This is a genomic window from Vibrio salilacus (genome assembly GCF_002811245.1).
In the GTDB taxonomy this organism is placed as follows: domain Bacteria; phylum Pseudomonadota; class Gammaproteobacteria; order Enterobacterales; family Vibrionaceae; genus Vibrio; species Vibrio salilacus.
In genome coordinates this window covers 1-14,424 of the sequence record NZ_NIVQ01000011.1, presented here as the reverse complement: position 1 = coordinate 14,424, position 14,424 = coordinate 1, and the positions used below count along the sequence as shown (strand labels likewise).

Annotated in this window: 11 protein-coding genes; 8 read left to right on the top strand and 3 right to left on the bottom strand. The window is 46.3% G+C overall.

What is annotated here, in order from left to right:
* Positions 1-177 precede the first annotated feature (177 nt).
* Both CDZ87_RS09440 and pepA read right to left on the bottom strand, forming a co-directional pair.
* Positions 178-627 (bottom strand): DNA polymerase III subunit chi, encoded by a 450-nt coding sequence (locus CDZ87_RS09440; protein WP_100753326.1) that lies wholly within the window; start codon positions 625-627, stop codon positions 178-180.
* A 44-nt stretch (positions 628-671) separates the two neighbouring features.
* Positions 672-2,192 carry a leucyl aminopeptidase gene (pepA, locus tag CDZ87_RS09435; protein ID WP_100753325.1) on the bottom strand — a complete coding sequence of 507 codons (1,521 nt, stop codon included), beginning with the start codon at positions 2,190-2,192 and terminating at the stop codon, positions 672-674.
* 190 nt (positions 2,193-2,382) lie between these two features.
* Here pepA and lptF point away from each other — a divergent pair, with 190 nt between their 5' ends.
* On the top strand, positions 2,383-3,486 hold the full coding sequence (lptF, locus tag CDZ87_RS09430) for an LPS export ABC transporter permease LptF (RefSeq protein ID WP_100753324.1): 1,104 nt from the start codon (positions 2,383-2,385) through the stop codon (positions 3,484-3,486).
* A 3-nt stretch (positions 3,487-3,489) separates the two neighbouring features.
* Positions 3,490-4,560 carry an LPS export ABC transporter permease LptG gene (gene lptG / locus CDZ87_RS09425; RefSeq protein ID WP_100753323.1) on the top strand — a complete coding sequence of 357 codons (1,071 nt, stop codon included), beginning with the start codon at positions 3,490-3,492 and terminating at the stop codon, positions 4,558-4,560.
* A 70-nt stretch (positions 4,561-4,630) separates the two neighbouring features.
* Here the strand turns inward: lptG and mutS are convergent, their stop codons facing one another.
* On the bottom strand, positions 4,631-7,192 hold the full coding sequence (gene mutS / locus CDZ87_RS09420; RefSeq protein WP_100753322.1) for a DNA mismatch repair protein MutS: 2,562 nt from the start codon (positions 7,190-7,192) through the stop codon (positions 4,631-4,633).
* Between the two features lie 356 nt (positions 7,193-7,548).
* Between mutS and CDZ87_RS09415 the strand changes: the two genes are divergently transcribed.
* From CDZ87_RS09415 to csrA, 6 genes are all read left to right on the top strand, one after another.
* Positions 7,549-8,028 carry a CinA family protein gene (locus tag CDZ87_RS09415; RefSeq protein ID WP_245834680.1) on the top strand — a complete coding sequence of 160 codons (480 nt, stop codon included), beginning with the start codon at positions 7,549-7,551 and terminating at the stop codon, positions 8,026-8,028.
* Positions 8,029-8,221: 193 nt separating this feature from the next.
* Complete coding sequence (gene recA / locus CDZ87_RS09410) at positions 8,222-9,268, top strand: recombinase RecA (RefSeq protein ID WP_100753320.1); 1,047 nt, start codon at positions 8,222-8,224, stop codon at positions 9,266-9,268.
* 62 nt (positions 9,269-9,330) lie between these two features.
* Positions 9,331-9,795, top strand: coding sequence for a recombination regulator RecX (gene recX, locus CDZ87_RS09405; RefSeq protein WP_100753319.1), 465 nt, complete (start codon positions 9,331-9,333; stop codon positions 9,793-9,795).
* A gap of 142 nt (positions 9,796-9,937) precedes the next feature.
* Positions 9,938-12,520 carry an alanine--tRNA ligase gene (gene alaS, locus CDZ87_RS09400; protein ID WP_100753318.1) on the top strand — a complete coding sequence of 861 codons (2,583 nt, stop codon included), beginning with the start codon at positions 9,938-9,940 and terminating at the stop codon, positions 12,518-12,520.
* 190 nt (positions 12,521-12,710) lie between these two features.
* Positions 12,711-13,898, top strand: coding sequence for an aspartate kinase (locus tag CDZ87_RS09395; RefSeq protein WP_100753317.1), 1,188 nt, complete (start codon positions 12,711-12,713; stop codon positions 13,896-13,898).
* A 92-nt stretch (positions 13,899-13,990) separates the two neighbouring features.
* Positions 13,991-14,188: a carbon storage regulator CsrA gene (gene csrA, locus CDZ87_RS09390; RefSeq protein WP_038175355.1), complete on the top strand. Its 198-nt coding sequence runs from the start codon at positions 13,991-13,993 to the stop codon at positions 14,186-14,188.
* The last annotated feature ends 236 nt before the right edge of the window (positions 14,189-14,424 follow it).

The window sequence follows — 14,424 nt, the reverse complement described above, 5'->3', positions numbered from 1 at the left end:
GGGAGCGGCGTTAACGGCATTCAAAAGCCCACTCGTGTGATGATAGGGATTTGCGCACGTGTTGCCTTGTTCTTCGCCCAACTATTTTGAGGAAATCTTTTCTGGTTGATGGTAAATCTTAGTCAATCATTATAAGTGAACTCTCTAAATGGAGAGCTTAACTATAAGGATTGACCACTAGTTGTGGTCAATATTGACCGTTTGTAGCTGATAGCCAGCTTGGCGATAGATTTTATATCTTTCTCGTGCCAGTTGCTTGGCTTTTTCTTCGCAAGGCACGAAGTCTACCACCTCAGCAAACTTGTTCGCAAAGGTTGTCTTATTATCGGCCAAATTTATTACCAATTGCCTGTTCCAAGAAGGCTTGACTGCTTGGTAACCGATTTCGATATTGGTTGCATACTTAGGGCCTTCACCGACCAAATTGTGCGCAATAAACTGCGCGGGATCAACTTGCCAAAATCGTTCGGCGATTTGCTCGGCGTGTACCTTATCGTTGCAATTAAGATAAACCTTTGCGCCTTGCTTGGCGAAATGCTGCGCGAGAAACAGGACATAGTGCGCAAAGCCTTCCGGACTCGCTTGAGTGGAATCAGGTGGAACGATGTAAAACGTTGCATTTGCCATGACTTTTCCTAAGCCTACAAAAAAGGGCCTTGCGGCCCTTTTGATTATTTTGAGGTTTGTTCCTCAGTCTCTTGGCCACTTCGGTTGAGTAAGAATTGGACAAGCATTGAGACTGGGCGCCCCGTAGACCCTTTCGCTGCACCTGACTTCCACGCGGTACCGGCGATATCAAGGTGAGCCCAATGGTATTTCTTGGCGAACTTAGACAAGAAACAACCGGCTGTGATGGTGCCACCTGGGCGACCACCAATGTTTGCCATATCGGCAAATGGGCTCTTGAGCTGTTCATGGTATTCGTCTGCCATTGGTAGGCGCCAAGCACGATCACTGGCTTGCTCAGAAGCGTTGACGAGTTCATGAGACAGTGGGTTATGGTTTGAGATAACGCCGCTGATGTGATGACCGAGTGCGATAACACACGCTCCTGTCAGCGTGGCAACATCAACCACACACTCAGGTTCAAAGCGCTCAACGTACGTTAACACATCACAAAGAACCAGGCGGCCTTCTGCATCGGTGTTGAGTACTTCAACGGTTTGACCTGACATGGTGGTAAGGATGTCACCAGGGCGATAAGCATTACTGCCAGGCATGTTTTCACAGCCTGCAAGGATACCCGTCACATTGATAGGCAGGTTGAGCTTAGCCAGCGCTTTCATGGTTCCGAATACAGATGCAGCACCACACATGTCGTACTTCATCTCATCCATTCCTTCTCCTGGCTTAAGAGAAATACCGCCTGAATCGAACGTGAGGCCTTTACCTACTAGAACGATAGGCTTGGCATCTGGATCGGGGTTGCCTTTGTACTCCATGATTGACATCATAGAATCGTTTTTAGAGCCTCGGCCTACGGCTAGGTATGAGGTCATACCCAGTTTTTCCATCTCTTGTTCACCGATGATCTTGGTCGTGACGGTTGCGTAATCGTCTGCCAAACGGCGAGCTTGTGAGGCAAGGTAAGCAGGATTTGCCACATTTGGTGGCATGTTACCGAGATCTTTCGAGGCTTTAACACCAGAAGAGATAGCCAGCCCGTGTGTGATTGCTTTCTCGCCTAGGTTGAGCTCACGACGTGTTGGCACGTTAAAGACCAACTTACGCAATGGACGGCGTGTTTCAGGTTTAACCGTTTTAAACTGATCAAAGGTGTACAAGCCATCTTTGGTTGCTTCAACGGCTTGACGCACTTTCCAATAGGTATCGCGTCCTTTAACATGCAGTTCTGTTAAGAAGCATACCGCTTCCATCGAACCGGTTTCATTAAGCGTGTTAATGGTTTTTTGAATGATTTCTTTGTATTGACGCTCACCAAGTTCGCGCTCTTTGCCGCAACCGACCAATAAAACGCGTTCAGACAGCACACCTGGTACTTGATGAAGCAGAAGCATTTGCCCCGGTTTTCCTTCCAGATCACCACGGCGAAGCAGTGAACTAATATAGCCATCGCTGATTTTATCGAGTTGCTCAGCAACTGGAGAAAGGCGACGTGGCTCGAACACACCCACAACGATACATGCACTGCGCTGTTTCTCTGGACTGCCACTTTTTACACTGAACTCCATGCGTACTCCTACATCCTGAAGACAAATAGAACTAAATGTTAGATAATGCATCTTACTGGTTGATTCCTTACTCGGAACTATCCTTAAATAAGCGCATTAACAGTTAGCCAAAAATTTATAAAATAAAAGGTTTAACGGGAAATTATAGTGATTCAATTAAAAAAACAAGTTTTGTATAGGTAATTTCAGCGTGATTATTGTTAGATATTTGATCCGCGAGACACTCAAAAGCCAATTAGCGATATTTTTTATCCTTTTTCTCGTGTTCCTGAGCCAAAAATTGATCAAAGTATTGGCTGATGCATCCGATGGTGATATTCCCGCTAGTTTGGTGATGCATTACGTCGCCTTGAGTATGCCATCAATGGGATTATTGATGCTGCCTCTGAGTCTGTTTTTAGGGATCTTGCTGACTTTCGGCCGTTTGTACGCAGAAAGTGAAATTACCGTGATGAACGCCACTGGTATTGGCAATAAGTTCTTGATTCGCTCGGCATTGTATTTGGCGGTGATTACGGGGGTGATCGCCGGCTTTAACTCATTTGTCTTCTCACCTTACAGTCAAGACAAACTGGCGCAGTTACAAGAAGAAGTCGAATCGGAAAATAGCGTAGATTTGCTCAAAAAAGGCCACTTTCAAGGAACACCAGATGGCTCTTCTGTGGTGTTTATTGATGATATTGACGGCAAGCAACTCAAACATGTGTTTGTCGCGCAAATGCGCCCGCGAGACTCTATTTTACCGAGTGTTTCTTTTTCTCAATCTGGAGAAGTGAAACAACTTAGTGATGGTCGCCAAGTGATTCGTATGTACCAAGGGACGCGCTACGAAGGAGTACCGACCCGCGTTGATTATATGATTACCGAGTTTGATCAATATGAAGGTTTGATAGGTCAGCGTGACGTTAAGCCCAAAGGTCGTGACTGGGAAGCCATTCCGACTCTGGAGCTAATCAAAAATCATGATCCGCGTGCACAAGCTGAATTGCAGTGGCGTATCTCGCTTGTGGTATGTATTCCCTTGCTGACCATGTTGGTTGTCCCGCTGTCTGCTGTTAATCCACGTCAGGGGCGCTTTGCTAAAATGGGCCCGGCGATCCTGATCTACCTGGCTTACTTCCTCTCCATTAGTGCGACAAAATCAGCATTAGAAGATGGAACTATCCCTGCGGTAATCGGGATGTGGCCAATTAATGCGGCATTACTGCTTACCGCAATTGGGATTAACTCGATGGACAGCATTCCTGTTCGCCGCTTTAAAGACAAATTAATACAAAGAAAAAAGGCAGCGTAAGTCGTGTTTAAAATTCTCGATCTTTATATCGGCAAAACCATCATTGCGACCACTTCATTAGTGCTAGCGACCTTTGTGGGCTTGTCTGCAATCATTAAATACGTTGAGCAGTTGCGTAAAGTGGGAGATGGAACCTATGACCTCATCCAGGCGTTGTTGTTCGTTTTACTCAGTATTCCGCGTGATATTGAAATGTTTTTTCCAATGGCAGCGTTACTTGGCGCACTGATTGGTTTGGGCATGCTAGCGTCGAGCTCAGAGTTAGTGGTCATGCAAGCGGCTGGTTTTTCGAAACTCAACATCGGCATGTCGGTGCTGAAAACCGCAGTGCCGTTAATGATTGTTGTGACTTTATTAGGCCAGTGGGGCGCGCCACAAGCGCAGAAAATGGCACGTGATTTACGTGCGTTTGCGACCTCGAACGGCGCTATTTTATCGGTGCGTACTGGCGTGTGGGCGCGAGATGCGAATGACTTTATTTTTATTGGCAAGGTCGAAGATGACAAAATCTACGTCATGAATATGTGGCGTTTCGATGACAATAAACATCTTAAGAGCGTGGTTCATGCTGCCGAAGTCGAGTACGACGCTAACAACACGTGGATAATGAAAGATGTCCAGATCACCGAGATGGCAGACGAAATCGAAATCGCTAAACAGAGCCTGCCAGAGTATCGTTGGACTACATCGTTGGCTCCCGACAAGCTTGCAGTGGTGACGGTAAAACCAGAAGAGCTATCACTGGCTGGATTATATGACTATGTGACCTACTTGAAAGCCTCAGAGCAAGATCCGGCGCGTTATGAGTTGGCATTTTGGCGTAAAGTGACTCAGCCGTTTTCGATTGGGGTGATGATGCTGATGGCGTTGTCCTTTATCTTTGGGCCGCTGCGCAGCGTGACCATGGGCGCGCGTATTCTGTCAGGGGTTATTGCCGGCTTTACTTTCTATATTTCTAGTGAGTTCTTTGGGCCGTTAAGCTTGGTGTATAACATTCCGCCAGTGTTCGGTGCCGTGATGCCAAGCATGGTATTTTTGACCATCGCCTTATTGTTACTGCGGCGTAAATTGTGACGGACATGACTTGGTAACGGACATGACCTTATAGAAGAACGGCAGCCTGATGGCTGCCGTTTTTGTATGCTTATAAGAGTTTTTTCAGACGATACAGCTCTTCAAGAGCTTGCCTTGGCGTGAGATCGTCAGGGACAATATTGGCCAATGCTTGCTCAATTTCGCTTGGTTCTGGTATCAGACTAAGTTGATTGGCAATATCGACGTTACGGTTTGTCGGCGCGCCGTCCGTCACTTGACCAATTTGCTCTAATTGAGTCAGCTTGGCGCGGGCATTTTTAATCACACTTTTTGGCACACCAGCTAAACTTGCAACGGCTAAACCGTAAGATTTACTCGCAGCGCCTTCTTGCACGGCATGCATGAAGGCGATGCTGTCACCGTGTTCAACCGCATCAAGGTGGACGTTGGCCAAGTCTGGCAATAAGTTAGGTAATTCCGTCAATTCAAAGTAGTGGGTAGCAAACAGTGTCATTGAACCAATTTGCTTTGCCAGCCATTCGGCACTTGCCCAAGCTAATGAGAGACCATCATAAGTACTGGTGCCGCGGCCGATCTCATCCATCAGCACTAAGCTGTTTGCGGTTGCATTATGCAAGATATTTGCGGTCTCTGTCATTTCGACCATGAACGTTGAGCGGCCAGAGGCGAGATCATCCGATGCGCCGATACGAGTAAAAATGCGATCAATTGAACCGATCGTTGCTGACTCGGCGGGAACATAAGAGCCAATGTGTGCCATTAGTGCAATCAAAGCGGTTTGGCGCATATAGGTCGATTTACCACCCATGTTCGGGCCGGTAATAATTAGCATTTTACGTTGTGGGTTGAGCTCAATCGGATTGGCGATAAACGGCTCGTCCATCACTTGTTCAACGACGGGATGGCGGCCATTTTGAATATGGATACCGACCTTTTTGCTCAGTGTTGGGCGGCAGTAATCTAGGCTATCTGCACGCTCGGCAAGGTTTTGCAATACATCGATTTGCGACAGCGCTGACGCGAGGTTTTGCATTTGTTCTAGATGTGGAAGCAGTAAATCAAATAACGCCTCCCATAGCTGCTTTTCGAGCGCGAGGGCTTTTGACTTAGAACTAAGCACCTTATCTTCATGTTCTTTGAGCTCAGGAATGATATAACGTTCGGCATTTTTTAGCGTTTGACGGCGAACATAATGAGGCGGAACGAGATGGCTTTGACCACGACTGACTTGAATAAAGAAACCGTGAACGTTGTTGTAACCGACCTTGAGCGTATCGATACCATGACGTTCTCGCTCTTCTTGCTCCATTTTATCTAGGTATTCCGTCGCACCATCTGCCAGCTTACGCCACTCATCGAGCTCTTCGTTATAACCTGATGCAATCACACCGCCATCACGAATCACAACCGGAGGATTCTCTTTGACGGCTCGCTCTAATAAGTGACAAACTTCATCCATCGGTGCGGTCAATTGGGCCAATTGACTCAAGTAAGGATGATTGACGGAACTCATGATTTCATTCAATTCAGGCAATTGCTGCATAGCAAAACGCAAGCGAGCCATGTCGCGCGGTCTGGCGCTACGCAATGCGAGGCGTGCTAAAATACGTTCAATATCGCCGACTTGCTTCAATACCGGATAAAGCTCACTAAATAGCGTGAGATCCTTAAGATCGCCAATCGCATCCAAACGTTGATTGAGCGTGTCGATATCACGCATTGGTTGGTGCAACCAACGCTTGAGCATGCGGCTGCCCATTGCGGTTGCGGTATGATCAAGCACCTCTGACAAGGTATTGTCGATCCCACCTGAAAGATTATGGGTAATTTCAAGGTTACGACGTGTCGCGGCATCGAGAATGACGGAGTGATCTTGGCGATCAAATGTCAATGAACGGATGTGCGGCAACGCAGTACGTTGAGTGTCTTTAACGTATTGAATCAAACAGCCCGCAGCGCACAAGCCGAGAGTGGCTTGTTCAACCCCAAAACCAACCAAATCACGAGTACCAAATTGTTGATTGAGTTGCTGCTTTGCAGTGTCTAATTCAAATTCCCATACCGGACGACGACGATTGCCGTTACGCGCCGACATGAGTTCAACCGGTTCAAAGTCTTCTGGAAACAGCAGCTCTCGTGGTGAAGTACGTTGAAGCTCAGCCGCCATCGCCTCTTCGCTTTGTGGCTCCATCAGTTGAAAACGGCCAGAGGTTATATCTAACGTCGCATAACCAAATTGACCATCGTGGTGGTAAATGGCGGCAATAAGGTTGTCGAGTCGCTCAGAAAGCAGCGCTTCGTCAGTCACAGTACCAGGCGTGACAATGCGTACCACTTTACGTTCTACTGGTCCTTTGCTGGTGGCAGGGTCACCAATTTGCTCACAAATCGCGACAGACTCACCAAGTTGCACCAATTTGGCTAAATAACCCTCTACAGCATGAAAAGGCACGCCCGCCATCGGGATCGGCTCGCCCGCAGAGGCGCCACGTTTGGTCAGGGATATATCTAATAGCTGAGACGCACGTTTGGCATCATCGTAAAACAGCTCATAAAAATCACCCATACGATAGAACAGCAGAATGTCTGGGTTCTCAGCTTTAAGCTTGAGATATTGCAGCATCATGGGTGTGTGTTTTTGCTCTTTCATGCGACTCGTTTACGAACGGTTTAAATTACTCGCAGGGTATCAAAACAGTCCTAGTAAGAGCAATTTAAAGCTTAATCTATTCCGTGCGTTGAACGATTAAGGTTGGTGGGAGATCCGCATTATTCATCAGAGGAGGCGAGTGGATTCGGGCCCATGATTCAGCACTTAATAAAGGATAAATGTCACTTTTCGATAAAACAACGATGATAGTGGTAGAGTATTGTTATTGAGTGACTAGGGTCTGTTGACCTTTCGAGCTGATTTTTGCAGCACTTTGTGGGAAATTGATACAAGGTATCTCGAAAAAAATTTAACCGAGAAAGATAAACAGACACTAACCAATCATGAGAATAAATATGGACAGTGCAAAGAGTTTGGGTGAACGATTACTTGCCCACAGAGAAGTATTAGTGACGGCTGAGTCCTGTACTGGAGGGGGCGTTGCTACCGCCATTACCGATATTGCTGGCAGTTCACAGTGGTTTGATAGAGCGTATATCTCGTATAGCAATGAGGCGAAAATGGAAATGCTGGGTGTACACGCAGAGACGTTAGCCCAACATGGCGCGGTCAGTGAAGAGACGGTCAAAGAGATGGTACTAGGCGCATTGCAGCGCTCTAATGCGACTATTGGGGTCTCTATTAGTGGAATTGCAGGTCCTGGTGGAGGCACAGAGCAAAAGCCCGTTGGTAGTGTTTGTTTTGCTTGGGCAAACAAGCAGGGCTGGTTAGAGGTACGTACTTACCAACTTGATGGTGATCGTCAGCAGGTGCGCCAGCAAGCGGTCGAGCTAGCCATAAAAGTACTGTATGAACAACTAAGCCGTCTTAAGTGACAATTGAAGTATTTCTTCTTAAAGTCATTTAAATTAATTAGATAGGTTTAAAAAGCAAAAAATGTTAGCCAAGCTATAGACACTGTATGAATCAACAGTATAATGAATTGCATTAATTGTTTAGCAATATACTGCTGAACGGAAGAGTTAGATTGATAGTCATCAGCATCAGATGAATCATTTGGAGAAAGTGATGAACGAGAACAAACAGAAAGCGCTTGCCGCTGCACTAGGTCAGATTGAAAAGCAATTCGGCAAAGGCTCAATTATGCGCCTTGGCGACAACCGCACAATGGACGTAGAGACTATTTCTACAGGCTCTCTTTCTCTTGATATTGCCCTGGGTGCTGGCGGCCTTCCGATGGGACGTATTGTTGAGGTTTATGGCCCTGAATCTTCAGGTAAAACAACCTTAACGCTAGAACTGATTGCTGCCGCTCAACGTGTCGGTAAAACCTGTGCCTTCATTGATGCTGAACACGCGCTTGATCCTATTTATGCCAAGAAACTGGGTGTTGATATTGACGCGCTACTTGTATCTCAACCAGATACTGGCGAGCAAGCACTTGAAATCTGTGACGCGTTAGCGCGATCAGGTGCGATTGATGTCATGGTCATTGACTCTGTGGCAGCATTGACCCCGAAAGCCGAAATCGAAGGTGAAATGGGTGATAGCCACATGGGTTTGCAGGCTCGTATGCTTTCACAAGCAATGCGTAAGTTAACGGGTAACCTCAAGCAGTCTAACTGTATGTGTATCTTCATTAACCAAATTCGTATGAAGATTGGTGTGATGTTTGGTAACCCAGAAACGACGACTGGTGGTAATGCGCTTAAGTTTTATGCTTCAGTTCGCCTTGATATTCGTCGTACTGGTTCTATCAAAGATGGTGACGAAGTTGTGGGCAACGAAACTCGCATCAAAGTGGTTAAGAACAAGATCGCAGCGCCATTTAAGCAAGCAGAGACACAAATTCTTTATGGCCAGGGCTTCAACCGTGAAGGTGAGCTAATCGACTTAGGCGTGAAGCACAAGCTGGTCGAAAAAGCAGGTGCTTGGTATAGCTACAACGGTGATAAAATTGGTCAGGGTAAAGCTAACGCTGGCAAGTATCTCCGTGAAAATCCAACGGCTGCGCAAGCCATTGATGCTAAGTTACGTGAAATGTTGCTTGCACCGGTTGAAATTACGTCTGACGATGCGGAGCTTGGCAAAATGCCAGAGCAAGAAGAGTTGTAAAATAAACTTAACAATACAAAGCCCTGCAAACGCGGGGCTTTGTTTTATTAGGTCACAAAGGTATGTTTGAACGTAAACCTACAACATTGTCGAGTAAAGAAGCGGCAATGCAGCTATTAAGTCGTCGTGATCACGGCGAATATGAGTTGTATCAGAAGTTAGCCTTAAAAGGTTACCCAGAGGATGAGATCGATATGGCGGTAAATTATTGTCTCGATAATCATTATCTTGATGATCTTCGTTACGCTAAAAGTCAGATAAGACAACATGTCTACAAAGGTCACGGTGAACGACGTATTCGTCAGGAATTAAGCCAAAAGCGTGTGTCTGAATCGGTGATCGCTTGTGCATTGCAACAAGAGCCACAAGATTGGTTCGAGCGAGCAAAAAGTGCGGCAGAGAAAAAGTTCAAGGGTCATAAAGCTAACGACCAAAAAGAGTACGCCAAGCAAGTGCGCTTTTTGCAATATCGTGGCTACAGCTTTGATCAAATTCACTATGCATTAAACAGTGAGCCGCCGGAGTAATTTCCACTTAATTAGCCAATTTGATGATTCAAAATCAATTCTTGTTCCTATCCGTTCTTTTCTACGAGAAAACTAGTCGTAGCGTTAACCATGATCTACAATAGCGCAAAATTCTAACTCGACTATTTTTAGGAAGAGCTGCATGTACATGAGCACTGATGAGGTTCGTAACGCGTTCCTCAAATTCTTTGAGAGCAAAGGACACCAAATTGTAGAAAGTTCATCGTTAGTACCGCATAACGACCCAACCTTGCTATTTACTAACGCAGGTATGAACCAATTCAAAGATTGCTTCTTAGGCGCAGAAAAGCGTGCCTATACTCGAGCAACGACGGCTCAGCGTTGTGTACGTGCAGGTGGTAAACACAACGATTTAGAAAACGTTGGCTTCACCGCTCGTCACCATACCTTCTTCGAAATGCTCGGTAATTTCAGCTTCGGTGATTACTTCAAAGAAGACGCGATTGCGTTTGCTTGGGAGTTTTTGACTGAGACTCTACAGCTACCTAAAGAGCGCCTACTCGTCACTGTTTACCAGACAGATGATGAAGCATTCGAGATCTGGAACAAGAAAGTCGGCGTGCCAGCTGATCGCATTGTTCGTATTGGTGACAAAGAAGGCGGCAAGCAGTACGAGTCTGACAACTTCTGGACAATGGGTGATACTGGCCCTTGTGGTCCGTGTACTGAAATCTTCTATGATCATGGTGAGCACATTTGGGGTGGCCGTCCTGGTACGCCAGAAGAAGATGGCGACCGTTTCATCGAGATCTGGAACAACGTATTCATGCAGTTTAACCGTCATGCAGACGGTACGATGGAACCACTACCAAAACCGTCGGTTGATACCGGAATGGGCATTGAGCGTATTTCTGCCATCATGCAGGGCGTTCACTCAAACTACGAAATCGATGTTTTCCAAACTTTGATTAAAGCCGCTGCGGAAGTAACTGGTCATGATGATCTATCAAACCAGTCATTGCGCGTTGTGGCTGATCACATCCGTTCATGTGCGTTCCTTATCGTAGATGGCGTAATGCCTTCAAACGAGGGACGTGGCTACGTATTACGTCGTATCATCCGTCGTGCGGTCCGTCACGGAAACAAGCTCGGTGCCAATGGTGTTTTCTTCCATAAACTCGTTGGTGTTTTAGCCAATGTTATGGGTACGGCGGGTGAAGAACTCGCGAGACAACAAGCCATTGTTGAGAAAGTACTACGTATTGAAGAAGAGAACTTCGGTCGCACGCTAGAGCGTGGTATGGCGATTCTTAATGAAGCGTTAGATGAATTAGACGGCAAAGTGCTCGACGGTGAAACGGTGTTCAAACTTTACGATACTTACGGTTTTCCGGCTGATCTGACTAATGATGTTGCACGTGAACGTGACTTTGCTATCGACGAACAAGGCTTCGAAAAAGCGATGGAAGCCCAGCGTCAACGAGCTCGTGAAGCAGGCCAGTTTGGTACGGATTATAACGCGGTGATAAAAACTGACGCCCAATCTGAATTCTGCGGTTACACCGGCACTGAAGGCAGCAGTACGGTTACAGAAATCTTTGTTGAAGGTGACGCAGTAGAGTCGTTATCTGCTGGCGATAAAGCGATCCTTATTCTTAGTGAGACACCGTTCTACGCAGAGTCAGGCGGCCAGTGTGGTGATGCCGGAGTGATTAAGACCGAATCAGGTCTATTTAAGGTTAAGGATACCCAAAGGCTGGGTAATGCGATTGCTCACCACGGTGAATTAGCTGAAGGTGTTGTAGCCAAAGGCGACCAAGCGACGGCGATCGTTGATGCTGAGCGCCGTGCCGCTATTTCACTGAACCACTCAGCGACGCACTTATTACATGCTGCACTACGCAAAGTACTTGGTGAGCACGTTACTCAGAAAGGCTCTTTAGTTAAAGCAGACAATCTTCGTTTTGACTTTTCTCACCTTGAAGCGGTCACGCCGGCTGAACTGAAAGAAGTTGAGCGTCTGGTTAATGCACAAGTACGTCGTAACCTAGTGATTGAAACCAATATCATGGATATTGAATCGGCTAAGCAAAAAGGAGCAATGGCGTTATTCGGTGAGAAATACGATGACGAAGTTCGTGTTTTATCGATGGGCGATTTTTCTACCGAGCTGTGTGGCGGTATCCACGCATCGAGCACCGGTGATATTGGTCTGTTCAAAATTATCTCTGAAAGCGGAATAGCTGCAGGCGTTCGCCGTATCGAAGCGGTGACTGGCGAAGCAGCGCTAGACGCGATTGAAGCACAAAACGCGAAGTACGAAGAGAAACTAGCAGAGTCAGCACAAAAAGCTAAAGCACTAGAAAAAGAGCTGCAAAGGCTGAAAGACAAGATGGCGGCTGCAGAAAGTGCCAATATCATGGGTAAAACGATCGAGGTGAATGGTACGAAAGTCCTTATTGCCGCACTCAATGGCGCTGATAGCCAAAACCTTCGCACCATGGTTGATGATATTAAAAATCAAATGGGGAGCGGTGTTGTGCTGCTTGCCAATGCCACGGGCGATAAAGTTGGCCTGATTGCTGGTGTCACTAAAGATTTGACCGGCAAAGTCAAAGCGGGTGACTTGGTGAAAATGGTAGCAGAACAAGTCGGTGGTAAAGGGGGGGGGCGACCTGATATGGCTCAAGCGGGTGGCTCCGATGTCGCAGGATTACCGGCGGCAATCAAAACGGTTCAACCTTGGCTTGAAGAGCGCCTCTAACATTGGAATAAGTCATCAATACGCTCAATCATTTTTTGGTTGAGCGTCATTTTTTATACGACCAAGTGGTTTAATTGAGCAATTTAATCGTGCTCCGTTAGGCGACTTGGTCTTTGTGTCAAATGACTGCGAACAGAATCAATATCGTTGCAGCTCCAATGAGACTTTGGTCTTGGGAAGGTGAAGACTGGTGAAAAAGCCCCTTATCGTGCAAAAGTTTGGCGGAACGTCGGTGGGTTCAATTGAAAGAATTCATACGGTTGCCGAACACATCATTAAGGCGAAAAATGATGGTAATCAAGTTGTTGTCGTTGTTTCTGCTATGTCTGGTGAAACAAATAGATTGATGGAACTGGCGAAACAAGTCGACAGTGTCCCCACCGCACGAGAACTTGATGTTTTGCTCTCTGCTGGTGAGCAAGTATCAATGGCCCTATTAGCAATGACGCTAAATAAGTTGGGTTATGCTGCACGCTCACTTACCGGAGCACAAGCACACATTGTGACAGACAATCAACACAATGATGCAACGATTAAACATATTGATACGTCGACGATAGCAGCGCTACTAGAACAAAATCAGATAGTGATCGTCGCGGGTTTTCAAGGTATCAATGATAATGGGGACATCACCACGCTTGGCCGTGGCGGGTCTGACACCAGTGCGGTTACGTTAGCCGGAGCGCTGCGCGCCGATGAATGTCAAATTTTCACCGATGTGGATGGCGTTTATACTTGCGATCCACGTATCGTCAAATCGGCGCAAAAACTGATGGTAATTGATTTCCCTTCGATGGAAGAGATGGCGCGCAAAGGTGCAAAAGTACTCCATCTACCATCGGTGCAATATGCATGGAAAAACAATGTACCTTTGCGAGTGCTGTCGACGTTTAACACCGATGATGGCAGTTTGGTCAAAGGCGAAGAGTGTCAGTCAGATATTTGTGGCCTTGCGATTCAACGTGATATGTGTGTGATCAAAATTGAAAAAGAAGCGCTGGCCAGTTTGAAGAAGCAGTGTCAAATGCTAGGTGTCACTATCTGGAATGTGATCGAGCATGCAGAATGGGTGGGAGTGGTGATAAAACACGACGCTTATGCAAGGCTTGAGCTGGTTTTTAACGATAAAATCCGTAATAGTGAACCGGTAAGCTTGTTAACGGCCGTTGGCCTCCAGGTCGAGGGATTGATTGAAAGGTCACATACTCTACTGACAGAGCAGGGGATTGAGGTCGAGCATTATGCGCTAAACGTGCGTTCACTGATGTTAGTACTGTCACCTGAATATGTCGACAAAGCGGCTAACATACTGCATGATGCTTACATAACTTCTGCGCAGGCTGTCGAATGTCAGCAAAAACAAGCGTTTTTGGGTTAAATTCGAGCCATAATTGAGTTTACGAAAATATAACTTTTGTTAGATAATAGCCTAGTAGCAAGATAAATCAGAGATTACTCAAGGAGCACAGAATGCTAATTTTAACTCGCCGCGTTGGCGAAACTCTTATGATTGGTGATGAAGTCACTGTTACTGTTCTTGGCGTAAAGGGTAACCAAGTACGCATCGGCGTTAACGCTCCGAAAGAAGTGTCGGTTCACCGTGAAGAAATCTACATGCGCATTCAAGCAGAAAAAGGTAATGGTAACGCTCCTTCAGGCAATTACTAATGACATCAAGAGGCTGACACATTGTTGGCCTTTTTTGTGCTCAAAAAATGACTATTGATAGTAAAAAGAGCGAATTAACGTCGCTTTGATTAAATAGCCAACGGTTGAAAGACTTTTTGCTATTTTTGCCAAGAAAATGTTTGACATATTTTTGGTAAATCGTAATATGTGCCTCCGCAAGACGGTGAGGTGGCCGAGAGGCTGAAGGCGCTCCCCTGCTAAGGGAGTATACGGTT